General features: G+C 45.3%; 19 protein-coding genes. 15 read left to right on the top strand and 4 right to left on the bottom strand.

The window, feature by feature from the left end; translation table 11 throughout:
- The first annotated feature begins 400 nt into the window (after nt 1-400).
- The 4 genes from BLS69_RS10270 (at nt 401) to BLS69_RS10255 (ending at nt 7,148) form a co-directional block, all read left to right on the top strand.
- Entirely contained in the window at nt 401-1,843 is a 1,443-nt protein-coding gene (locus tag BLS69_RS10270; RefSeq protein ID WP_091031086.1) for a 6-phospho-beta-glucosidase, read from the top strand.
- A gap of 424 nt (nt 1,844-2,267) precedes the next feature.
- Entirely contained in the window at nt 2,268-3,098 is an 831-nt protein-coding gene (gene licT / locus BLS69_RS10265; RefSeq protein ID WP_091031084.1) for a BglG family transcription antiterminator LicT, read from the top strand.
- Nucleotides 3,099-3,309: 211 nt separating this feature from the next.
- Entirely contained in the window at nt 3,310-5,199 is a 1,890-nt protein-coding gene (locus BLS69_RS10260; RefSeq protein WP_091031081.1) for a beta-glucoside-specific PTS transporter subunit IIABC, read from the top strand.
- Between the two features lie 479 nt (nt 5,200-5,678).
- Complete coding sequence (locus BLS69_RS10255) at nt 5,679-7,148, top strand: Msr family ABC-F type ribosomal protection protein (RefSeq protein ID WP_091031079.1); 1,470 nt, start codon at nt 5,679-5,681, stop codon at nt 7,146-7,148.
- 142 nt (nt 7,149-7,290) lie between these two features.
- Here BLS69_RS10255 and BLS69_RS10250 read toward each other — a convergent pair whose 3' ends face one another.
- The gene (locus BLS69_RS10250; protein ID WP_091031076.1) at nt 7,291-7,881 is read right to left on the bottom strand and encodes a biotin transporter BioY; all 591 of its coding nucleotides are present in this window, start codon (nt 7,879-7,881) and stop codon (nt 7,291-7,293) included.
- A gap of 112 nt (nt 7,882-7,993) precedes the next feature.
- On the opposite strand from BLS69_RS10250, the gene BLS69_RS10245 reads away from it, so the two are divergent.
- The 5 genes from BLS69_RS10245 (at nt 7,994) to BLS69_RS10225 (ending at nt 12,412) form a co-directional block, all read left to right on the top strand.
- A complete protein-coding gene (locus tag BLS69_RS10245; protein ID WP_091031074.1) occupies nt 7,994-8,848 on the top strand; it encodes an energy-coupling factor ABC transporter ATP-binding protein in 855 nt (284 codons plus the stop codon).
- Nucleotides 8,833-10,596, top strand: a complete 1,764-nt coding sequence (locus BLS69_RS10240; RefSeq protein WP_091031071.1) for an ATP-binding cassette domain-containing protein — start codon at nt 8,833-8,835, stop codon at nt 10,594-10,596. The genes BLS69_RS10245 and BLS69_RS10240 overlap by 16 nt, the downstream gene beginning before the upstream one ends.
- Nucleotides 10,597-10,744: 148 nt before the next feature.
- Entirely contained in the window at nt 10,745-11,044 is a 300-nt protein-coding gene (locus tag BLS69_RS10235; protein ID WP_091031068.1) for a hypothetical protein, read from the top strand.
- 165 nt (nt 11,045-11,209) lie between these two features.
- Entirely contained in the window at nt 11,210-11,785 is a 576-nt protein-coding gene (locus BLS69_RS10230; RefSeq protein ID WP_091031066.1) for a GNAT family N-acetyltransferase, read from the top strand.
- Nucleotides 11,786-11,830: 45 nt separating this feature from the next.
- Nucleotides 11,831-12,412 carry a GNAT family N-acetyltransferase gene (locus BLS69_RS10225; protein ID WP_091031065.1) on the top strand — a complete coding sequence of 194 codons (582 nt, stop codon included), beginning with the start codon at nt 11,831-11,833 and terminating at the stop codon, nt 12,410-12,412.
- 117 nt (nt 12,413-12,529) lie between these two features.
- Here BLS69_RS10225 and BLS69_RS10220 read toward each other — a convergent pair whose 3' ends face one another.
- The gene (locus tag BLS69_RS10220; protein WP_091031062.1) at nt 12,530-12,889 is read right to left on the bottom strand and encodes a MerR family transcriptional regulator; all 360 of its coding nucleotides are present in this window, start codon (nt 12,887-12,889) and stop codon (nt 12,530-12,532) included.
- A 102-nt stretch (nt 12,890-12,991) separates the two neighbouring features.
- Here BLS69_RS10220 and BLS69_RS10215 point away from each other — a divergent pair, with 102 nt between their 5' ends.
- Nucleotides 12,992-13,702, top strand: a complete 711-nt coding sequence (locus tag BLS69_RS10215) for an SDR family NAD(P)-dependent oxidoreductase (protein ID WP_091031061.1) — start codon at nt 12,992-12,994, stop codon at nt 13,700-13,702.
- A gap of 597 nt (nt 13,703-14,299) precedes the next feature.
- On the opposite strand, the gene BLS69_RS10210 is transcribed toward BLS69_RS10215, so the two are convergent.
- On the bottom strand, nt 14,300-15,817 hold the full coding sequence (locus BLS69_RS10210; RefSeq protein WP_091031058.1) for a sensor histidine kinase: 1,518 nt from the start codon (nt 15,815-15,817) through the stop codon (nt 14,300-14,302).
- Entirely contained in the window at nt 15,817-16,500 is a 684-nt protein-coding gene (locus BLS69_RS10205) for a response regulator transcription factor (RefSeq protein ID WP_091031055.1), read from the bottom strand. Before BLS69_RS10205 ends, BLS69_RS10210 begins: the two co-directional genes overlap by 1 nt.
- 224 nt (nt 16,501-16,724) lie before the next feature.
- On the opposite strand from BLS69_RS10205, the gene BLS69_RS10200 reads away from it, so the two are divergent.
- From BLS69_RS10200 to BLS69_RS10180, 5 genes are all read left to right on the top strand, one after another.
- On the top strand, nt 16,725-18,878 hold the full coding sequence (locus BLS69_RS10200) for a glycosyltransferase family 39 protein (RefSeq protein WP_256332342.1): 2,154 nt from the start codon (nt 16,725-16,727) through the stop codon (nt 18,876-18,878).
- Between the two features lie 278 nt (nt 18,879-19,156).
- On the top strand, nt 19,157-20,143 hold the full coding sequence (locus BLS69_RS10195) for a glycosyltransferase family 2 protein (protein ID WP_091031047.1): 987 nt from the start codon (nt 19,157-19,159) through the stop codon (nt 20,141-20,143).
- The gene (locus BLS69_RS10190; RefSeq protein WP_091031044.1) at nt 20,136-20,528 is read left to right on the top strand and encodes a GtrA family protein; all 393 of its coding nucleotides are present in this window, start codon (nt 20,136-20,138) and stop codon (nt 20,526-20,528) included. Before BLS69_RS10195 ends, BLS69_RS10190 begins: the two co-directional genes overlap by 8 nt.
- A gap of 57 nt (nt 20,529-20,585) precedes the next feature.
- Nucleotides 20,586-21,458, top strand: a complete 873-nt coding sequence (gene galU, locus BLS69_RS10185; RefSeq protein WP_036670734.1) for a UTP--glucose-1-phosphate uridylyltransferase GalU — start codon at nt 20,586-20,588, stop codon at nt 21,456-21,458.
- Nucleotides 21,459-21,607: 149 nt separating this feature from the next.
- Nucleotides 21,608-22,453: a class I SAM-dependent methyltransferase gene (locus tag BLS69_RS10180; RefSeq protein ID WP_091031041.1), complete on the top strand. Its 846-nt coding sequence runs from the start codon at nt 21,608-21,610 to the stop codon at nt 22,451-22,453.
- Nucleotides 22,454-22,542 lie beyond the last annotated feature (89 nt).

Here is a 22,542-nt window from a genome sequence, read left to right as displayed (position 1 = left end):
AAGAAGTTGACAACTGTTCTGATTCTTGCTAAAGTTTTATCCAATCCGCATAATTGTGATCTGGGAATGTTACCGATATGGGCATAACCTGAGCTGGCTTGTTTACACGTAATCGTGTACCAGGCTGGTTCGGGTTTTTTGTATTTAAGTTGAACAAACGATTTTACACGGGACGACTGCGCGGCCAGAACAATCTTCCAATCGCTGTTATCCCCAGATTTTTTGAATCCCTTTTTAAAGGGGAAATCCGGTGATAAAGGCGAACGCGCCGCTTCTCCAGATTTTTTCTGTCCTCTCCGTTTATGTGTAATCGTGTAGTTCAACTTAAATAGTTTGTCTTATTAATGTTTCTTGCTATTTGAGCGGGTAGCTGAATTACATATTTGGAAGGAGAATGATGATGACGAATTTTAAATTTCCTAAAGATTTTCTATGGGGTGGAGCCATTGCTGCGAATCAGGCGGAGGGCGCGTATCTGGAAGATGGCAAAGGGCTGAGTATCGTTGACTTGCTTCCGACAGGTGAGAACCGCAGAAGCATTATGAAAGGTCATGTTCCGGCTTTTACACCGATCGCTACCGAGTTCTATCCTTCACATGAAGCGATCGATTTTTATCACCGTTACCCCGAAGACATTGCTCTATTTGCCGAAATGGGATTCAAAGCACTGCGTGTCTCCATTGCTTGGGCACGGATTTTCCCGACAGGAGAAGATGCACAGCCAAATGAAGCCGGATTACAATTTTACGATAACCTATTTGATGAATTGTTGAAAAACGGCATTGAACCTGTAGTTACATTAGCTCACTTCGATGTGCCTGTACACCTGATCGAGAAGTATGGCAGCTGGAGAAGTCGTGAACTGGTAACGCTTTTCGAGACTTACGCTACAACGGTATTCACTCGGTACAAAGACAAGGTGAAATACTGGATGACATTTAATGAGATCAACATGTTGCTTCATCTTCCGTTCCTTGGAGCGGGGCTGGCGTTTAATGAAGGGGATAACATCAAGGAAATTCAATATCAGGCTGCTCACCACCAACTGGTTGCAAGTGCACTGGCAGTCAAGGCATGTCATGAGATTATTCCTGATGCCATGATTGGGTGTATGCTCGCCGCAGGAAGCTTCTATCCGTATACCTGTAATCCGGAAGATGTGTTCCAGGGCATGGAAAAAGATAGAGAGTCCTATTTCTTCATCGATGTGCAGTCACGTGGGGAATATCCGGGTTACGCCAAACGTTTCTTCAAAGATCACGGGTTGAACATTGTTATGCAGCCTGGTGATTCGGAAATCTTGAAAAATCATACGGTAGATTATATCGGGTTCAGCTATTATTCAAGTCGTACAACCAGCACCGATCCGGAAGTTGTCAAAAATATGACCAGTGGTAATGTATTTGGCTCGGTAGCCAATCCATATCTGGCGAAGTCCGAATGGGGCTGGACAATTGATCCCAAAGGATTCCGTATTACCGCCAATCAACTATATGATCGTTATCAGAAGCCGCTGTTTGTTGTTGAGAATGGATTTGGTGCCAATGACGTGGTTACACCGGAAGGTGAAGTGGATGATGCATACCGGATTGACTACTTGAAACGACATGTAGCTGAAATGGGTGAGGCTATTCAGGACGGTGTAAACATCATTGGTTACACTAGCTGGGGACCTATTGATATTGTAAGTGCATCCTCAGGTGAGATGAGAAAACGTTATGGCTACATTTACGTGGATCGTAATAATGAAGGTCAAGGTGAGCTGACACGGCTGAAGAAGAAGAGTTTTGAGTGGTACAAAAATGTGATCGAATCCAACGGAACAAACCTGGGTGACGCGTAGTTTATATTTTTCTGAATTAAAATGGTCTTGTACGGCAATAAAACATCGGAAGTTTCATCTATATAAATTGAACTAAACATTTACACAAACCGGAGAGGACAGAAAAAAGCTGGAGATAACAGCGATCGGAAGCTTGTTCTGTCATCGGAGTAGCTAGTGTAAATATTCTCTAGTTCAATTTATATAACCATGGGACTTCCGATTGTCCTCACATTGAAAGCGTTGACATATAGTCAGGTTCGCGCTATACTTGACGCAATTATATCGTTTCTGGGATTGTTACTACTCGAAGTAGGCAAAACCTAAGCACCAAAAAAAGCAGACCACCATGTCTTGTTTATTTTGTGATGCTTCAGGTTTTTTTTGTATGCCCAAAAGACGATGTATAACTGCCAAGAGAGTGGAACGTGACGGGGGGATTGAAGTGAAAATAGCAAAGGTTATCAACAATAACGTCATTAGCATCTATCAGGCGGATGGAGCAGAGCTTGTGGTGATGGGACGTGGGATTGCCTTTAAGAAAAAGCCGGGGGATAAAGTAGACGAGACCCGCATCCAGAAAGTATTTGCATTGAAAAACAAACAAACATCCGATAATTTCAAAATGCTGCTGCGCGAAGTTCCGATGGAACTGATTGAAATTGTGGAAGAGATCATCACGTATGCAAGTGAGAATCTGGGCCGAAAGCTGAATGAGAACATCTATGTATCTCTTACAGATCATATTAACTTCGCCATCGAACGTTATCGGGAAGGCGTGGAGATCAAGAACGCATTAATGTGGGAGATCAAACAGTTGTACAAGCCCGAATTCGAACTGGGCCTGAGGACGCTGGAACAGATCAATACCCGCATGAATATTGAGCTTCCGCCCGATGAAGCCGCTTTTATTGCCCTTCATATTGTCAACGCAGAGATGAACGAAGAAGTTATCACAACGATGAATATTACGAAGTTTATCCAGCAGATTATTAATATAGCGAAATATCATTTCAAAATGGAATTTGATGAGGACTCCCTCAGTTATTTTCGCTTTATCACACATCTGAAGTTCTTCTCCCAGCGTGTTCTCAGCGGTACGCATTACGACAACAACTATGATCATTTCTATGACATGATTAAGGAGAAGCATCCTGATGCCGCAGCATGTACGGAGAAAATTGAGATGTTTGTCAAAAAAGAGTACAACCATGAGCTGACCAATGAAGAAAAATTGTATCTGACGGTTCATATCGAACGAGTGGTTAATCGATAATATTTAAATGTTGACAAAAATGGTTTTATTATAATAATATGTGATTAACAGGAATTGAATACGATTTAACTGGGATTGTTACTGGTTATGCAGGCAAAACCTAAGTCATGAGAAGGTCAGGACCATTGTGTTCCCTTGCTCAAGGCTTAGGTTTTTTGCGTGCAAAAAAATCGGTAAAGGGCCTGTTTGAGAAAAAGTGGGGGTGCAGATCATGAGTCAAGAGAAACTGGCCAAAGAGATTGTAGAACTGGTCGGCGGTGAGAAAAATGTGGAATCGCTGGTTCATTGTGCAACACGGTTACGGTTTGTATTGAAGGACGATGCCAAGGCAGACAAAGCCAAACTGGAGAAAACAGAAGGAATCATCGCAGTCAAAGAAAATGGAGGACAGTTCCAGGTTGTTGTTGGTAACAAGGTGCCTGAAGTTTATAGTGCCATTGGACAGATCAGTAACATTCTGGACGATTCGTCAGATAAAGAAAAACCTCGCAAAGCAGCCAAAGGGCTCGGGGGTATTATCGATATCATATCCAGCATCTTTGCACCACTTCTGGGTGTTATGGCGGGAGCCGGTATTCTAAAAGGGTTATTGTTGATTGCAAGTAATATTGGATGGCTGGAAACGACAGAAACAACATATACAATCCTGTATGCAGCAGCAGATAGTCTCTTCTATTTCCTGCCTCTGTTGTTAGCGGTTACAACAGCACGTAAATTCCAGGGAAATATGTTTGTCGCGATGACGATTGCAGGAGCACTGATCTATCCGTCCATCGTCACGTTGAAATCAGAAGGAACACCAACGGATTTCTTCGGTATCCCTGTCATTTTGATGAACTATTCATCTACAGTTATTCCAATTATTTTAGCTGTCATTGTCATGAGCAAGTTGGAGAAGTTCTTTAATAAGACACTTCACGATAGTGTGAAAAACTTTGTTACACCATTGTTTTTGCTAGTGATTATGGTACCACTGACACTGTTGGTATTTGGACCATTTGGTGTCTACGTTGGTAATGCAATTGCAGCCGGGCTCGTTGCCGCATTTGGATTCAGTCCATTGCTCGCAGGAGCCGTTATGGGTGCAAGCTGGCAGCTGCTCGTTATCTTCGGAATACACTGGGGTCTTATTCCGGTATTTATCAACAACGTTGCAGTGTATGGACAGGATGGCGTTAAACCGGCTGCGACAGCTTCGATCTTTGCTCAAACGGGCGCTGCTTTTGGGGTTATGCTGAAAACCAAGAACAAAAAACTGAAAACGCTGGCGGGATCATCCACGTTGACGGCTTTGTTCGGTATTACGGAACCGGCCATCTATGGGGTAACATTACCACTAAAACGTCCATTTATTGCAGGGGTAATCGGTGGTGCAGTTGGTGGGGCTATCATTGGTCAAGCGGGCACATTGGCATTTGCATCCGGCGCACCGGGATTACTGACCTTGCCAATCTTCTACGGACCAGGTGGACAAGGCTTCCCAGGATTGATTCTGGGTATCGTAGTATCCTTTGTTGTTTCGGCTGTACTCACGTACATCATGGGCTTTAAAGATCCGGTTGAAGAAGAAACAAAAACCGAACCTGCTGCATCTGCCGAGCAACCTGTTCGTGCAGCGAATGCTTCGGACGAAATTGTATTTAGCCCAATCGAAGGAACGATTGTTGAATTGTCGGAAGTTCCAGATCCAGCCTTTGCATCGGGAGCAATGGGGAAAGGGATTGCGATTGAGCCAGCTGTGGGCAGAGTCGTAGCGCCTTTTGATGGTACAGTTACCGTTGCATTCAAGAAAAAACATGCCTTGGCTGTAGTATCAGACACCGGTGCTGAAATATTGGTTCACGTGGGAGTTGATACCGTTAAATTGGATGGGCAGCATTTTGTTTCCCATATCAAAGAAGGCGATCGGGTACAAGCGGGAGATCTGTTGCTTGAGTTCGATATTGCACAGATTAAGGCTGCTGGTTATCATACGGTAACGCCAATAATAGTAACCAACTCAGCCAACTACGAAGAAGTGATTCCACAGGCTACAGGTCAGGTTAGTAGCCAAGAGCTTCTATTAAAATTAAGTAGCGGTAATGGCCAGGAACAAAAATAGATTGATGTACTAATCTGATGGTGTCGTGTTTTCATCGTTCCGTTGACATGGTGGAATTGGAAAATTATAATTAGAATTGTACATCTATTACATGATAATGAAAGGTGGATTATTGAACATGACACATTCGATGAGACTGCGCTTCCTTCCTTTGAATCGGTAATCGAATACGTTCAAAGGCTCTGACTATTGGTTCAGAGTAAACGGGATCAGTCTGTCATTTTCAATCATCCTGACCTTAAAATAAGTGTTATACTCGCTTTCCCGTTTACGTTGAATCACAGGCCGCGGCCTGTGATTCTTTGTTTTTTATCTTAATCAGGTAAATAATTAGGTAAGGCGCTCAATACAGACTACTGGAGGTAACCGCTATGATGACGTTACTGTTCTATTGATACGAGCTGGCACGATAAGCTCGTATCGATAGAAGCGTGCTTCGCTATCGATACGAAATAAATCTTATTTCGGAGGTAGCGAATATGGAAAAGATATGTTTTGAATTAGAACAGGTTGAGATGACCTATATGGATAAAGTAATCCTGAACATTGAGCGACTGGCTGTGCATCAACTGGATCGTATTGGTGTAGTGGGTGGTAATGGTCAGGGTAAAAGTACGTTGTTGAAACTCATTGCGGGACAGATCCAGCCAACAGCCGGAAAGGTAAAACGTTTTGCAGAGTTTGGTTATTTGGAACAAGTGGAACCACCCCAGTCTAACGAAAGTATCGAAGTTGACGGGGCTTTGCTCAGTAAATTAGCCATACCTCAACACGACCAAGCATGGAGTGGCGGAGAACAGACCCGTCTAAAACTGGCTCAAATGTTCACTCATTATCATGAAGTACTGTTACTGGATGAACCAACAACACATCTGGATCAAGAGGGCATTACATTTTTGCTGGATGAATTGCGTTATTACTATGGGGCGCTTGTGATGATCAGTCATGATCGTGCGGTTCTGGATGAACTGGTGACCACGATCTGGGAAATCCATCAAAGTGAGGTTCGCGTATATTCCGGCAACTATAGTGATTATCAGGCACAGAAGAGGCTGGAGCGTGAACAGCAAAATCAGGCCCATGAACAGTTCTCGAAGGAGAAAAGACGATTGGAGCTGGCCGCCCGGGAAAAGATGAAGAAAGCCGAGAAAATAACGCAGGCCGGCAGCATGTCAAAAAAAGAATCCAAGGCAAAAACAAACCGTATGGTTGAAACCAAATCCAAAGGCACCAGTCAAAAAGCGGTGCACCGCGCAGCTAAAGCGATTGAACAGCGAATGCAACAACTTCACGAGGTAAAAGCGGTGCAAGAGGATCGGCCTATGATCTTCCGTCAGCCAAAGACACTGGAGCTGCACAACCGATTCCCGATTATGGCAGATCGCCTTACACTTGAAGTGGATGGAAATATATTGTTGGACGATGTAAGTTTTCAAATTCCATTAAAACAAAAAATAGCGATAACCGGAGCCAATGGCAGCGGGAAAAGCACATTGCTTAACCATGTTTTCCATGTCGGAGATCAGATCATAATGTCTCCAAAAGCAAAGCTCGGTTATTTTCAGCAAATGAGCTATCGTTTCACGACAAAAGAGACCGTATTACAATTCCTGAAAAATCGTTCGCAGTATGAGGAATCAGAGCTCAGAAGTGCGTTGCATGCGATGCAGTTTACAGGTAATGACTTGCTGAAGAAGGTTGGGACATTAAGTGGAGGAGAAGCGATTCGTCTTCAATTATGTCACTTGTTTCTGGGCCAATATAACATTCTATTGTTGGATGAGCCAACGAATTTTCTTGATATGCATGCACTGGAAGCGTTGGAGCGTTTTATCAAGGCGTATGAGGGGACGATTCTGTATGTATCTCATGATCAGAGGTTTATTGAAAATACAGCGGATCAACAATTTCAGATTACAGAGCGTCAATTAATTCAGGTGAATATATAAGTTGAACTAAAGAAGATTTACACGGATCACTTCGATGACAGAACAACCTTAGAAGAAGAGAAGTAACGAAAACCGCCAAAGTGATTTTGGCGGTTTCGTCGTTTTCAAAGATAGGCAGATCAGTTACCTTATGTAGCTTCTATTAAGAATCCGCTTTTATAACCGTTGAATGCATGTTACCTGTGAGACGTTGAGGTGGGAAAACTATGCGCACGGGCGCAATGATTATCGCAGCAAATACAGCCTTGATCAGATCCCCAATTATGTAAGGATAGAACCCTTGAATCATGGCCTCAGGTAAGTCCATTTTGTATGCATATGCAAGCCAAGGGACACCCGAGACATACACGAGCAGTGAACCAAATAGTTCAAATACAACAAAAGCGAGCATGAATCCTGTTACACCTTTGATGTTGATTCGTGCAAGCAACAGTCCAATTAATAATGCGGAGATCGGCCACATCATCACATATCCTCCGGTAGGTCCAAGAAGTACCGCAAGTCCTCCGGTCCCGTGTAGCAAGGGAAATCCAAGAGCGGTGAGCAGAACAACCATCGTGACACTTAGAAAACCATAGAGTGGACCAAGTAACCCTCCAGCCAGCATGACAGCCAAGGTCTGTAATGTTATCGGTACAGGGGAGAAGCCAATGGGAATGCTTATGTAACCAAATAGTACTAAAATTGCGGCCATAAGTGCGCTGAATACAATGCCTCGCAAAGATAATTTCATGTTTGAACAATCCTCTCCATTTTGGTAATATGATTGTTAACCAATTATATAAATGTGGTTAACGATTAGGATCGTACCACATAACAATAGAAAGGGAAAGGACTAATTTACGATGCAAGGCAACCTGCCTATAATTACATTAGAAGATGTTCGAGTGCATTATGCTTCCGAAGGTAGTCAGGTGAGAAAAGCACTGGATGGGGTTTCACTTACGCTGCACCAAGGAGAATGGATTAGTATTGTAGGGGCGAATGGCAGTGGAAAAAGCACACTCGCTGGACTACTGATTGGATTCATTCCACTATCGGGAGGGGTACGGAATATCTCGGATGAACTTACCGTTCGGGGTGTATTGCAGCAACCTGATGCTCAGGTACTTGGAGATACGATTGAAGAGGAGTTTCATTTTGCGCTGTCACCATTGATGGAATCTGTAGAAGAGCAATCGGAGCGCAGGCAGGATGCATTACATACGGTAGGACTTCAATATCCCCCGGAGAAGGCCATTTCACAATTATCCGGTGGACAGAAACAACTGCTTAATATTGCTGTAGCGCTCGCAGCCAAACCGGATATATTGATTCTGGATGAGCCAACAGCCATGCTTGATCCGGGAGCAAGGGACAGGATGGAAGCCATCGTTCAGAAGATTACCCAGCGGGGGACAACGGTGATCTGGATTACACACCATCTGGAGGAAGCAACCCTGTGTGATCGAATCATTGCTATGGAGAGGGGACGTTGTGTGTACGACGGGGAGCCCGAGTCCTTTTTCTATGAAACAGAGCTGAATGAGAAGGCTACTCGGGAAAATGTACAGCTATCTCCCTGTGAACGGTTAGGATTGGACCCTCCTTTTACTGTAAAAACTGCGTTATTGCTCAAGCAAAAAGGTATGATGCCAGAAGCCATGCCACTGCGACCTGAGCAACTGGCTAAGGAGGTCGCACGTTGGAGATCGAATTAACCAATATACGTATAGAAGCATCGGATTCGAGCAAACGTGCGCTGCTTGAAGATGTGAGTGTACAGTTGAACAGCGGGGAAATCACCTTGTTGCTGGGCTGTACGGGTTCAGGAAAAACAACTTTACTACAGACGTTGGCTGGTCTGAGACCGCCCGATGCAGGAAGTATCACATTGGGGAGCACATCTTTCTGGAAAGAAGGAAAAGTGCCGCAGTCGATTTTATTGCAAATGGGACTATTGTTTCAATTTCCGGAACAACAACTGTTTGCCCGAAGTATTCAGCGTGAATTCTCATATTCTCTGCGTCCATATCGACTTTCAGAGAAACAGCAACAAGAGCAGATCACAAACGCACTGAACCAATGGGACCCGCCAGTGTCCTCGGAGTTGGATCGACGTTTTCATCTGGACAGGTCGCCATTTGCTCTAAGTGGGGGAGAGAAGCGCAGGTTAGGTCTTGCTCTCGGAAGTGTGACCAATCCACACTGGCTTCTGCTGGATGAGCCGAGCGCAGGGTTGGAAGCGCAAAGTGTCGGGCTTTTGCTGGATGTATTGGAGCAACATCGTCTGGCAGGTGGTGGGGGCGTGGTAGCAACCCATGATCTGGATACATTCTTGCCTTGTGCGGATCGGGTATTGTTATTGCAAGAAGGTCGTTTAATCGCCGATCTTACGCCGAGAGAACTTCACAAAAGACCTGAACTGCTGGAGCAAACAGGGATCGGCCTGCCACCTTCGATGCGACTGGCACAGCAGTTAAGAGCAGCGGGTCTAGAGCTGCCTTTGACCGCAATGACGCCAGAAGAGATGGCTGAAAGCATTGTTCAGTCTACGTTAATTGAGGTGGGGATTCAGAACGAGTCGATAGAAACATTAGGGACGGTAATGATGGAAGTCAAGAGCGATGCAATGAAGGATGAAAAAGAAGCACTGATGCTGTCGTCCATTAAAACGGAAGATGATCCGAAGCTTCTTCCGAACACATTGACTCATTCAGGCGGATTATATGGTGTCATGGATCCGCGTCTGAAATGGATTTTGTATATTTTACTGGTCACTGCTGCGATGCTTCAACAGCGCTGGCAGGGATTGACTTTAACACTGGTGCCGGTAATAGCAGCACTTGCCGTGCTCCCGCGTCAGACTTTGGCTGGATGTATGAAGTTAATGAAGCCATTATTATTCTTTTTCATCATATCAACGGCGTTATCTGGGACAACTCTTTCAACAGAAGGAGGAGGTCTGCACTTTGGCTTTTCCCTGATGCAGGCGGAGGGCACTTTGCTGAATGTGTATCGTTTGTTTATCGTCACATTGGCAAGCCTTTGGTTTTCGTTGACGACACCTTATGGGCGAATGGTAGAAGGGCTTAACTGGGTACTCGGTATCGGTAAAAAGATCAGGTTGCCCGTAGCTTCGTTTGCTCTTGCTGTATCGTTAATCTTTCGGTTTATCCCGATGATCTGGAGTGAGTGGCAGCGATTCTCACTGATCGTGCGGGCACGTGGAAAGGCAGCTTTAAGACCAAATACCGTTCGAATTCGTGACCTGGGTCCGATGGTGATTCCCTTGTTGATGGCACTGTTCCAACGTGCAGAGGATATGACCATTGCGATGGAAATGCGTAAAGTTAGAGAGCACTCTACGCTCGGAGGACGTTCATCTTTATTGGTATGGTCCAAACGTGATACCTGGATTAGCATGGCTGGCCTCATTGTTTTTGTACTTTTAATATGGATTCGCTAATTGTGATGGCGATGACTAACGTGATTAATCCGGTGATGAATAAGACGATGGATTAGAACCATAAACGCAGTGTTTTCAATAATCATGCATAAATGCGTTTGTCCTCGCTCACAATAAGTCATCTGAAGTGGATCAGGAGGGATAAACGATGAAAGATAAGTTTTTGCGTGAAGAACGGCAAGAATATACCGATGTGCCTACGGTGGAGTCGCAGCGAAATGATATCACACTCGAAGAATTCCCGGAGGGTCCTTACGGTTCATCTCTCTTATCCGAGTCTCTCGGGAAAAGTTCGCCGTGGCGAGTGGATCAGAGGTCTGCACATCGTTTTGATTTTGAAAATCATGAGCTTCACGAGGGAGATGTGCGGGATTATCCAGGTCAGGATGTTTTTGACGAAACGGTACCGGATAACGTGTCCAAGCCTCAATATACGGAAGAATCGTAATGAGATTTTGATATAAAGTAGAGCGTAACCTCCGGCAGGTTTGTCCTGTTCGGGGGTTATTTTCGTTGTGTTTAATGAAAACAAATCTCCACCAATTCCACATTATGGGTTATTATGTTTTTAGCTCGAAGTAAAAATTTGGTTGAATATGCGGGGGGACTTGGAATGAGAGAGATCGATTATAGTCAATATTTCTGGCAGGATGATAAGATCAGATTACGTGCTTTGCGTGAAGAAGATTGGGAGGATCATTATTATAACCGCTTTGATACACCTGCCCGTCGGTTATTGGAGTGTGCAGTAGAGTTGCCGCCAACCCATGTTGAAGCGAAGAGTTTTACGGAAAACTTCTCTGATTTTTCTTTAACCAAAGGAAGGATCATGTTTACAATTGTAAATATGGATGGTGAAAATGTCGGAGGTGTGAATCTGAACAGCATTGATGAAAGGAACGGTACCTTTAGCATTGGCATTCAAATTGACAGGGATCATCGAGGAAAAGGATACGGAACCAGAGCCGTACGAATTTTGCTGAAGTATGCCTTCTTCGAGCGTAGGCTCAACAAATTCAATGATTCTGTACTCGAAGGAAATGAACCTTCCGCAGCGATGATGAGAAAACTTGGATGTATTCAGGAAGGTGTACGTCGCCAGGTGATCTATACGGATGGAAAATACCAGGATCTGATCCTCTTTGGATTAACCAAAGACGAGTTTATGGAAAAAGAGGGGCTTGTTTGAAGTAAAAGCTAATAAGCTGAAGTTAAGTGTGTAGTAGGAGGAATTATGAATCAACCCATACAAACCGATGAATTAATCATCGATTGCAAGGATATTTATTTGCGTGAGTATAGAATTGAGGATTTGGAAAAACTGCAAGAAATTACGTGGCAACCTGAGGTGTATGAATTCCTACCGGGATGGAACGCTACAATTGAAGAGAGGACCCTGTGGCTGACTGAATATGAAATCCCTGAGAATCAGCGTTTTAAACAAGCAGTGATGGCGGGAGGGGATATTGGAGAGTTATGTTTACGTATGGCTATCGTACACAAAGAAAATGATGAGTTCATAGGATGGTGCTGCTCAGGGATCAAGGACGAATTGCCAGCACCCAATCGGGAGATTATGTACGGTATATCGAAACACTTCAGAAATCGTGGTTACACAACGCAGGCACTCAAAGGAATGACGGAGTATTTGTTTGAACATACAAACGTGGAAGTGTTAAATGCCATTGCTTTGACTACCAATCAAGCATCCAATAAGGTGATACAGAAATGTAATTTTGAACGGGTCAGCTTGATCGAGATCGAGGATGAACCCTATATCCATTATCAACTATGTAAGCGCCAAGGTCATTTTTGATTGAACTTTTATCCTCATTGAAAATCGCTATAGGTTCAACATTTCGGATCAGGTTAGACATTTATTGCTGGCTGCCTGATCTTTTTCTGTCATTTAGTTTATTGGACAAGACTTATGTTAATAATTTTCTCCACGATAATAGCGCTCCAGTTTGTTATCCAGATGAACAAGCTGCGCTTTTTTCTCCTCGATATCATTCAGCAACTTTTGCTTTTGATCCTCAATCAGCTTGGTTCTTTCCTTCAGCGTGGAGGTTCCTTCATTGACCTGATCATAATACTTTTTGATGTCTTCTACACTCATCCCGGTTTCACGAAGACATTTGATAAAAACCAGCCAGTTCAGATCCTCCTCCAAATAAAGACGGTTATTCTGCTCATTTCTTGCAGCAGGTTTCAGCAGTCCCTTTCTTTCATAAAAGCGAATCGCTCCAATGGAAATTTCAACTTTTTTCGCTACTTCTCCAATCGTTAACATGTTAATCCCTCTTTTTATAAAAATAATTTGACCTACACTAAGTGTAGCATAGTAACTTATTCATTGTTAAATATAAATCAAATTACGGAAAGAAGGATTCGCATGAAAAAGATTGTTTTTGTAACCGGGGCAAATAAAGGAATTGGATATGAAATCGTAAAGCAGTTGGGTGAAGCAGGTTGGAAAGTTATCCTCGGCGCACGTAGTGTTGAACGGGGTGAAGCAGCTATTTCAGAGTTAACTTCCAAGGGGTTAGATGTAGAATTTGTACAGATCGACATGTGCGACCTGAAGAGCATTGAGCAGGCAGCCGATACGATTCAGAAGACTTATCCATCAATAAACCTTTTGATCAATAACGCGGGTATGCCGGGTGCTTTCTCTCATTCATTCACGGATACAAAAGAGGAAGATCTGCGGAATGCCTTCGAAGTGAACTTTTTCGGCACCTTCCGTTTGAATCAGCGATTGTTCCCGTTAATCAAAGATAATGAAGGCACAATCATTAATGTATCAACCGACATGGCTTCTCTGGACCATATGCAAAATGCGGAATTTACTTTAAATGCCTTCGATTATAATTCATCCAAAACGGCCAACAGTGCCATGACACTTTCGATGGCTTATGAAGTGAAAAACAGCAGGGCGCAAGTCTTTGCAGTAACGCCCGGATTTACATCAACAGATCTTAATGGCAATGCCGAAGGCGGTAAATCAAAAGAAGCCGGCGCTGCGATTATCGTGCGCTATGCGACGGATGGTAAACGCCATAACGGAGAATTCCTAGATGAGAATGGCGTGTACCCTTGGTAATCCACCGTTGCCAAAAGCAGCGATAGAACGGGATGAATTATAGCGTGTATCTTAAAACTCAAACCTAGGCAAGCTATGCGGTGATGGATACCAAGGCCTCAAAAGTCTTGAGGTCCAAGATGGCTGATCCTGACGAATACCTAGACGATTATCTAACGAACACAGAACGTCTTATTCTGCCTTTAGGTACATTTCTTAAATTGTAAGGAACATCAGACACGCTATTTCCCGAAATCCCCTTAGAAAAACGCAGTAAACGGCTGTTTATTCTAATATAACGTGGCTCAGGTTCATTAGATTTCTGCGCGCGCTCCAAATCCTTGAATAAGACGTCTCAGATTCGTTAGCCTGAAAGCGCGAAAGGCTGAAACCAACTGGGTTACTACTCTATACTCTATCAATCAGATACAAAAAGAATCCCCCTTTCATTCCTCAACCGAAATGAGTGGGGGATTCGTCATGCAATGAGAAAGCCGAAATTAAAATAGAAGAAAAGCATCGTTTGGAGAGTTTGACTAGAGCATGAGTAATAATCAAGTAGATCTTACGTAGAGCTGCTTATAACCAAATTATACCTACTTGCAGCCGACGCTCTATTTAGACATCTGCCTTATACAGTGGGATCAAAATCATAAATTCAGTTCCTGAGCCTACCTGACTTCGTACAGTAATTTTCCCACCATACGACTCCACAATCGAGCGGGTAATGGCTAGACCGAGACCTGCGCCACCTTGTTTGCGCGAACGAGAACTGCTTGTGCGGTAAAATCGCTCAAAGATATGGGGCAGATGTTCAGGTTCAATGCCTGTGCCGTTATCTTTTACTGACAATTCAGCCTTATGGTGCGTGGCATACAACGTTATGGAGATGGCTCCATGCTCTGGATCGGTGTGCTGCACCGCGTTATGGAACAGATTCAGTACAACCTGCTTCAGCTTGTAAGGGTCAGCAAGTACATGTACCTCAGCCGTCAGGTCGAGATGAACGGATCTTTGCTGAGCCATCATAGCAAGTTGTGGTTGCATTTCGAGTAGGAGACTGTCCAGCTGAATGACCTCCCGCTCCTGCTTTGGAGCCTGATCGAGCTTGGTTAGTAACAGCAAATCTTCAACCAGCTTGTTAATGCGTACGGATTCGCCGTGCATGCTGTCCAGTGCTTTATACAATTGATCTTGATTGGTCGCTGCACCCCGCTGTAGAACTTCAATGAAGCCGTGTATGGAGGTAAGCGGTGTACGCAGCTCATGAGAAGCATCGGACAAGAAACGCTGCATCTGTTCTTTCGATTCCCGCTCCGCTTCAAATGAGTTCTCCAGCCTTTCAAGCATGCCATTGAATGAAAGCGCGAGCTGATCCACTTCCTCTTGTCCCTGAACGACGGGAAGGCGTTCTGCGAGGCTGCCTGCATCGATCTGCTGTACTTTATTCACCATGTTAGATAGGGGAACCAGCGTCCGGCGTAATACCTTAGTGTATAGAATAAGACCGGCTACCATGGCCAACAGCGATAACATCACAAAGATCAGAAGTTGTTTAATAATCAAGTCTCTCAGTGGCTTTGTAGCCGTGCCCATCTGGACCATAGGTAAACCGCGATTGCGTGGACCGGGTGAAGCGAATACAATCAATTGCTCATTGCCTTGGCTATCCGTGACGATCCGGTAGGGAATGTGTTTTTGTTCTTTCAACTCTGTTGTAATGTCTTGATATTCAACGGTTGATAGATGAGGGGCCTTCAGACCGTCTTCCCCAAAAACATCCTCGAACGTACCTTGGTTATCAAACAGGGCCAGTGAACGGTCAGGAATAAACAGCACCCGATTACCAGACCCGTTTCCTGCCTGTCCACCAAAAGGATTGTTGGAAGATCCGCTACGTGACTGGATTCCAAGCCAAACAGGGGGCATGGACATGAGCTGTTCTTCCATGGTTTTTGCCTGATTCCGGTAGAGAAAGCTTTCCATGATCCAGAATTGCAGGATACCGATTAACAATAACAGCCCAGCAAGCACGAACAGAGAACGTGAGAGCAATTGAGATCGTAATGAACGAGGCCAGATCCATTGGTGCAGACGTCTTAAACGAAGTTTATTTTTCTTACGCAGCGAGTACATCAGAGGTCCACCCTGTATCCGACACCCCGAAGCGTGCGAATGAGTTTATGCTCTTTATCCCCGAGTTTGTCACGCAAGGAACGAACGTATACCTCCACAATATTTTCTTCCCCGCCAAAATCATACCCCCACACCCGGCTCAGAATGGTCGCTTTACTCAGCACAATTCCATGATTAAGCACAATGAATTTTAGCAATTCGTATTCGGTAGGAGATAACTCCAGGACCTGATTCTGATAGGTGATTTCTTTGCGCTGATCATCAATTCGGAAGGGACCGTGGGTGACGGCTCCTATTAATAAAGGAAATTGATTGCGCAGTCTGGCCTGAATTCGGGCGAGCAGCTCGTCAAAGGCAAAGGGTTTGATCATGTAATCGTCAGCACCTAACCAAAGGCCCTTAACCCGATTCTCGACTTCGTCCTTCGCTGTCAGCATAATTACGCCAACCTCGGCACCGGTCTTACGCAGACGCTCGACCACTTCGAATCCATCCATCTCTGGCATCATGACATCCAAAATAGCCATATGTGGCTTGAATTCAAGCGCCAACTCAAGCGCAGCCGCTCCATCCGGTGCGGTGCGCACATCGAAGCCCTCATTGCTTAATCCAAGATCTAGAAATTGTAAAATATGTGGTTCATCATCAGCCAATAGTATTTTAATTCCGCTGCTAAGCTTCATAATGTGCTTCTCTCCTTGCCTGATCCATCTAGATTTTTCCCTCACTTCGGAGGGACTGTATGTTGTATTATCGCTTGCCAAACTGAAATTTAGCTGAAAGGATTGTGAATTATCCTCAGACAACATTCAGCGGGCACTCATCCCAGCTTTATTTTGGCATGTCACAATACTAGACATGAAGAACTTTGAAGGAGTGATTAACATTGAATAACACCAAAAGAAGGATGGATCTTGTCCTTCTGCCGATTGTATTACTGGCGGCATTTCTGAATGGGTACGGTATCTGGAATGATCAATATGCCAATTCCTATTATACGACTGCCGTTGGGAGTATGCTCAGCAACTTCCATAACTTTTTCTATGCTTCACTAGACTCAGCAGGCTCGGTCACTGTAGATAAGCCACCTGTTGTCTTCTGGATCCAGACGGCCTTTGCCTATGTCTTTGGATTGCACGGATGGAGCGTTATTTTGCCGCAGGTATTAGCGGGAATCGGTTCGGTGCTCCTGATCTATTTCATGGTGAAACCTACATATGGACTTGCAGCAGCACGAATCTCGGCACTTGCGATGGCGACTGTGCCTGTTGTGGCGGCAGTCAGCCGGACCAACAATATTGACAGCATGCTGGTGTTTACACTACTGCTGGGTTCATGGTTTTTGTTCAAAGGCAGCAAACAAGGCAGTACTTGGCGCATTCTGGTTGCTTTTGGGTTAATAGGCGTAGCCTTTAATATGAAAATGCTTCAAGCCTACATGATTCTCCCAGCTTTTTACTTGATCTATCTGCTCGCATTTCAGGCGAAATGGAGAAGGAAAATCATCCTGCTGATCGGCAGCACAGCAGTTCTGGCGGTGGTTTCCTTATCCTGGGCGGTCACTGTGGACTCCATACCCGAAGACGAGCGGCCTTATATCGGCAGCAGTGAAACGAACTCGGTCATGGAACTGGCATTTGGATACAACGGTCTGGCACGGCTAACCGGTCAGCAGAATACTTCAGGTAACGCAGGTATGCCAAATGCTATCGGACAGGGCAATAATCGTGGCAATCGTGGGGAAATGTCTGCTGGCAATAATCAGACGGATAGTGGTTCCCTGGGCGCTGGGCAAGATGTCAATGCACCGTATAACGGTAATTCAAATGCTTCAAAAGGCATGAATGCCATGGGCGGCATGAATGGGCCGAATGGCAATTTCCCGAACGGGCAGATGCCAAATGATATGGAAATGCCAAACGGCAGAAATTTCGGCGGAGGCATGGGCGGAATGTTTGGTACAGGGGAGAAAGGTCCTCTGCGTCTGTTCCAGACTGAACTGTCAGGTCAAGCTAGCTGGCTGTTGCCAGTTGTGCTGCTTGGGTGCATTGCCCTATTTGCAGGGTTAAGACGGAGAAATATAACCAGCAAGCACAAGGAGGCCTTGTTCTGGCTGGCATGGCTGCTTCCCGTTGCTGCCTTTTTCAGTGTGGCAGGTTTCTTCCATCAATATTATCTGATTATGCTTGCACCTCCAATTGCGGCGCTGACTGGCGCAGGATTTGTAGCGATGTGGAAGTCATATCGTGATCGCAATGGCTGGCAGGCATGGTTGCTTCCGGTGTCCGTGCTGCTGACGACTCTGTTCGGCTGGTTTATCATGCAGGTGTATAACGATACGATTGGTGCAGGCTGGTCCATTAGTGAATTGATCGCAGGCATTCTGATTACGGTCATCCTAATCGTTATGCTTCATCGCACACATCGATGGAAACAGAGCTTCATTATCGCGGGATTCATGGTGATGCTGATTGGTCCAATCTACTGGGCATTCACCCCAATTACTTATGGCGGCAACAGCATGATTCCGGCAGCAGGCCCTACTGGTTCCAATGGCATGTTTGGTGGGGCAGGAATGGGCATGCCGATGGGTAACGTTGCAGGAGACACAGAAATGCCTGCAATGGGTGGCCGTGGCGGAATGGGTAACCGTAACGAAGAAGTGGATACAGTCACACTGAATTATCTGAAAGAGCACAATACAGGTGAAACGTATCTCTTTGCCACTACGGACTATAATCAGGCAGCACCTTATATCATCGATGAAAGAGCAGGGGTCATTACACTTGGAGGTTTCTCCGGCTCAGACCCGGTGTACACAACAGAGGAACTTGAGCAACTTGTCAAGAGCGGGCAAGTGAAATACTTCATGGTTGGTGGCATGGGGGGCCGCGGAGGGAACTCGGATATTAGCGATTGGATCAAAGAGCACGGAACCGAGATTCCAACGTCAGAATGGAAGATAGGCACAGACAGCGGAGATACGGATAACGGAGACACCGGGAACAGAGCCGGATTTGGATTCGGCGGACAGTCCACCTTGTACGAAGTGAAATTGTAGCTATATAAATTGAACTTACCATTTACACGATAACGGAGAGGATAGAAAAAACCTGAAAAAGCGAAGCGTTCGCCTACAAGCTTTCTGCAAGAAAGCTACATCGGAAGCATACGCTATCCCCGGATTTTCCCTTTAGTAAAGGAATCAAAAAAATCGGGGGATAACAGCGATTGGAAGGTTGTTCTGTCATCGAAGTATGCAGTGTAAATAATCTTTAGTCCAATTTGTATAGAATGAAAATCTCGAACGAAGTCCATTGGAAAAGGGAGGGGACAAACATGGCTCACGCGTACCGATACAGCATTATTATTCCCATGTATAACGAGGAAGCGGTGATCGAGGAGACTTATCGGCGTCTGAAAAAGGTCATGGGCAGTACAGGAGAGAGCTATGAACTGTTGTTTGTCAATGATGGCAGCGTGGATCGAAGTGCACAGATGATCCGTGATTACGCCCGTTGGGACGAGAGTGTGAAGCTGATTGATTTTGCCCGTAACTTCGGACATCAGATCGCGATAACAGCGGGTATGGATTATGCAGTGGGGGATGCGGTGGTTATTATTGATGCGGATCTGCAGGACCCTCCCGAACTGATACTCGATATGATCGCCAAATGGAAAGAGGGTTATGAAGTCGTATATGCCCGTCGCACCAGACGAAGCGGGGAAACTCGCTTCAAGAAATGGTCGGCGAGTCTGTTCTATCGTGTACTTCGTGCCTCAACGGATACGGATATCCCGGTAGACACCGGAGATTTTCGCCTGATTGACCGCAAAGTATGTGATGAGATGAAACGTCTTCCCGAGAAAAACCGGTTCGTGCGCGGGTTGGTCAGTTGGGTCGGGTTTCGTCAGACTGCTATTGAATATGAACGTGATGAACGTCTGGCAGGCGAAACAAAATATCCGCTGAAACGCATGCTGAAGCTAAGCCTGGATGGCATTACGTCATTTTCACATAAACCGCTTAAACTTGCAGGTTATGTAGGTGCGATCCTGTCGGTTGGCGGATTCATCTATATGTTAACGGTTATTGGTTCGGCCATATTTACGGATTCAACGATTAAGGGATGGCCATCCATTGTGAGTATCATGCTGATGTTTAACGGATTCATCCTGATCATGCTGGGCATTCTGGGCGAGTACGTTGGCCGTATCTATGATGAGACTAAGGCACGTCCGCTATACATTGTGAGAGATGTGGTTCAGGCCGAGAGCCTGCAAGCGCCATCCCGATTGACAGCCCGAGTTGCTCATCATGACTAATCGTCTGGTCACACTCTTCAAGTTCGGAATTGTGGGTGTTGCAAATACGGCAGTGGATGCGGTGGTGTTTGCTTTGCTTGCAGTGGTCGGTGTACCGGTTCTGATGGCTCAAGTAATCTCGTACAGCTGCGGTGTTGCGAACAGTTATTGGCTGAACGGCAGGTGGACTTTTCGAGATGCGGTACGAGGGGGTGGCGATAGAACAAAACTTATTCGTTTTCTAATCACCAATCTCATTGTTCTCGCGTTATCCGCCCTCATTCTGATGACTTTGCACGACATGCTGGGTTGGAGTCTCGTGATGAGCAAGATACTGGCGACCTTGATGGGGATGGTTCTGAACTATATGGCCAGCAGATATTGGGTGTTTCGTATCGCTACTTAGCTGACTACAGCGTGCAATATTGGTTATAAAAAGCAAATGAAAGGAGTGTATGATGAAATGCGAATTAAAAAAGCAGTTATTCCGGCAGCGGGTCTCGGAACCCGTTTCCTGCCAGCAACCAAAGCACAGCCTAAAGAGATGTTACCGATTGTAGACAAACCAGCTATCCAATACATTGTTGAAGAAGCAGTACAATCAGGCATTGAGAATATCCTCATTGTGACCGGACGCAACAAAAAATCCATAGAGGACCATTTTGATAAATCGGTTGAACTTGAACATTCTTTGTATGCCAAGGGCAAACAGTCTTTACTGGAAGAGGTGCAGGCGATCAGCGAGATGGCAAATATTCATTTTATTCGTCAAAAAGAACCGCTGGGTCTGGGGCATGCCATTGGGTGTGCACGGCAATTTGTAGGGGATGATGCCTTCGCTGTACTGCTGGGAGATGATATTATGGTGTCTGATCCGCCTGCACTTGCACAGATGGTCCATCTCTATGAAAAAACAGGCAACCAGATCATCGGTGTCCGTCAGGTAGACGCGGCAAATGTGAGCAAATATGGCATCATTGATTCGAATGGTGCTGAGGACCGGGTTCACCGGGTCACCAATTTGGTCGAAAAACCTTCCCTTGCGGAAGCACCATCCCGGACAGCTGTAATGGGACGATATATTCTGAAACCTTCCATCTTTCCAATCCTTGATCAGATCGAGAGAGGGGCTGGAGGGGAATATCAGTTAACGGATGCTTTGAAAGAAGTGAGTCAGGTGGAGGAGCTGTTGGCCCTTGAACTAGAGGGACGTCGCTACGATATTGGTGATCAATTCGGATATATTCAGGCGATCTTGGAGATCGGACTGATGCGCAAAGAATTACAGCCCATGCTGACACCCTATCTTCAGAAGCTTGCAACCCAGTGGGCATAGGGATTGATATGTAGCAGAGGTTTATATCTGCTGTAGGACGGGTTCTCCTCCGTGCCATGGTTCTGCCATAGACTCTAGCATTGTACAATTCTTCCAGTAACGCTACAATGAGCAAGAAGTTCAAGTTGCTCTTTGAGGAGTGAGGAATCATGAATGAATCTATCATCAGGGACCTTATTAAGTATATGGACGTGGAGGACAACGCCGCCACTCAGTACATTCAGACTGAGCATCGGATGAAACTGGGACTCTTTTGGGGGATACAGGAAGGCAGCCGCGTTCTGGAAATCGGTTGTGGTCAGGGAGATACAACGGCCGTGCTTGCACATCTGGTAGGGGAGAAGGGATACGTTCATGGTGTAGATATTGCACCTGAGGATTATGGTGCACCGCTGACCGTAGGCGAAGCGGCAGCCAAGCTACGGAGATCTCCACTGGGTAACCGAATTCGAATGGATTATGATTACGACATTTTAAGTGATCAGGCCCAATTCGCCGAGAATGAGTTTGATGTTATCGTACTTTCCCATTGTTCTTGGTACTTGAAATCGTTTGACGAACTTGCCCAGATTGTTAGCAAGGTTAGGACGTGGGGACATCAGTTATGCTTCGCCGAATGGGATGCACGAGTAACAGATGTGAGCCAGCTCTCACATTGGTTATCCGTTCTGATTCAGTCCCAGGTCGAATGTTACAAGGAGAACAGCTTCTCCAATGTGCGCACGCTTTTTACACCGGAGGACATCCAAGAGCTTGTCTCTGCGGCGGGCTGGACGATTAAGGAAGAGACTTCGATCCATTCTCCTGAGCTGCAGGATGGTCGCTGGGAAACCGAAATGACACTGGCAGAAGCGCCTGTGGAACTGAAACTGCTTCCGATCCCGGACAAAGTAAAAACACTTCTTCTTTCTGAACTGAAATTACTTAGGACACATCATGCCTCGGGGCCTGGGAGCCCACTGGGAACGTATGCGATTATTGCCAAAAAGCAATAATGAAATAGTTATTAGCAGCAATTTATAAGAAAAAAGTCTATCACGCACTTTTCACAGAAGACTGACCATTTAGCTGAAGTTTTTCTTGC

The organism is Paenibacillus sp. CF095, from assembly GCF_900101225.1.
Lineage (GTDB): Bacteria > Bacillota > Bacilli > Paenibacillales > Paenibacillaceae > Paenibacillus.
Note: the sequence above shows the minus strand (reverse complement) of the source record. Positions and strands in the feature narration are given on the sequence as shown.

Coding starts and splice junctions, on each gene's coding strand:
- BLS69_RS10270 (WP_091031086.1), top strand. CDS start 401: ATGACGAATTTTAAATTTCCTAAAGATTTTCTATGGGGTGGAGCCATT.
- BLS69_RS10225 (WP_091031065.1), top strand. CDS start 11,831: ATGAATCAACCCATACAAACCGATGAATTAATCATCGATTGCAAGGAT.
- BLS69_RS10215 (WP_091031061.1), top strand. CDS start 12,992: ATGAAAAAGATTGTTTTTGTAACCGGGGCAAATAAAGGAATTGGATAT.
- BLS69_RS10260 (WP_091031081.1), top strand. CDS start 3,310: ATGAGTCAAGAGAAACTGGCCAAAGAGATTGTAGAACTGGTCGGCGGT.
- BLS69_RS10245 (WP_091031074.1), top strand. CDS start 7,994: ATGCAAGGCAACCTGCCTATAATTACATTAGAAGATGTTCGAGTGCAT.
- BLS69_RS10220 (WP_091031062.1), bottom strand. CDS start 12,889: ATGTTAACGATTGGAGAAGTAGCGAAAAAAGTTGAAATTTCCATTGGA.
- BLS69_RS10235 (WP_091031068.1), top strand. CDS start 10,745: ATGAAAGATAAGTTTTTGCGTGAAGAACGGCAAGAATATACCGATGTG.
- BLS69_RS10180 (WP_091031041.1), top strand. CDS start 21,608: ATGAATGAATCTATCATCAGGGACCTTATTAAGTATATGGACGTGGAG.
- BLS69_RS10190 (WP_091031044.1), top strand. CDS start 20,136: ATGACTAATCGTCTGGTCACACTCTTCAAGTTCGGAATTGTGGGTGTT.
- BLS69_RS10195 (WP_091031047.1), top strand. CDS start 19,157: ATGGCTCACGCGTACCGATACAGCATTATTATTCCCATGTATAACGAG.
- BLS69_RS10205 (WP_091031055.1), bottom strand. CDS start 16,500: ATGAAGCTTAGCAGCGGAATTAAAATACTATTGGCTGATGATGAACCA.
- BLS69_RS10255 (WP_091031079.1), top strand. CDS start 5,679: ATGGAAAAGATATGTTTTGAATTAGAACAGGTTGAGATGACCTATATG.
- BLS69_RS10200 (WP_256332342.1), top strand. CDS start 16,725: ATGGATCTTGTCCTTCTGCCGATTGTATTACTGGCGGCATTTCTGAAT.
- BLS69_RS10210 (WP_091031058.1), bottom strand. CDS start 15,817: ATGTACTCGCTGCGTAAGAAAAATAAACTTCGTTTAAGACGTCTGCAC.
- BLS69_RS10230 (WP_091031066.1), top strand. CDS start 11,210: ATGAGAGAGATCGATTATAGTCAATATTTCTGGCAGGATGATAAGATC.
- galU (WP_036670734.1), top strand. CDS start 20,586: ATGCGAATTAAAAAAGCAGTTATTCCGGCAGCGGGTCTCGGAACCCGT.
- BLS69_RS10250 (WP_091031076.1), bottom strand. CDS start 7,881: ATGAAATTATCTTTGCGAGGCATTGTATTCAGCGCACTTATGGCCGCA.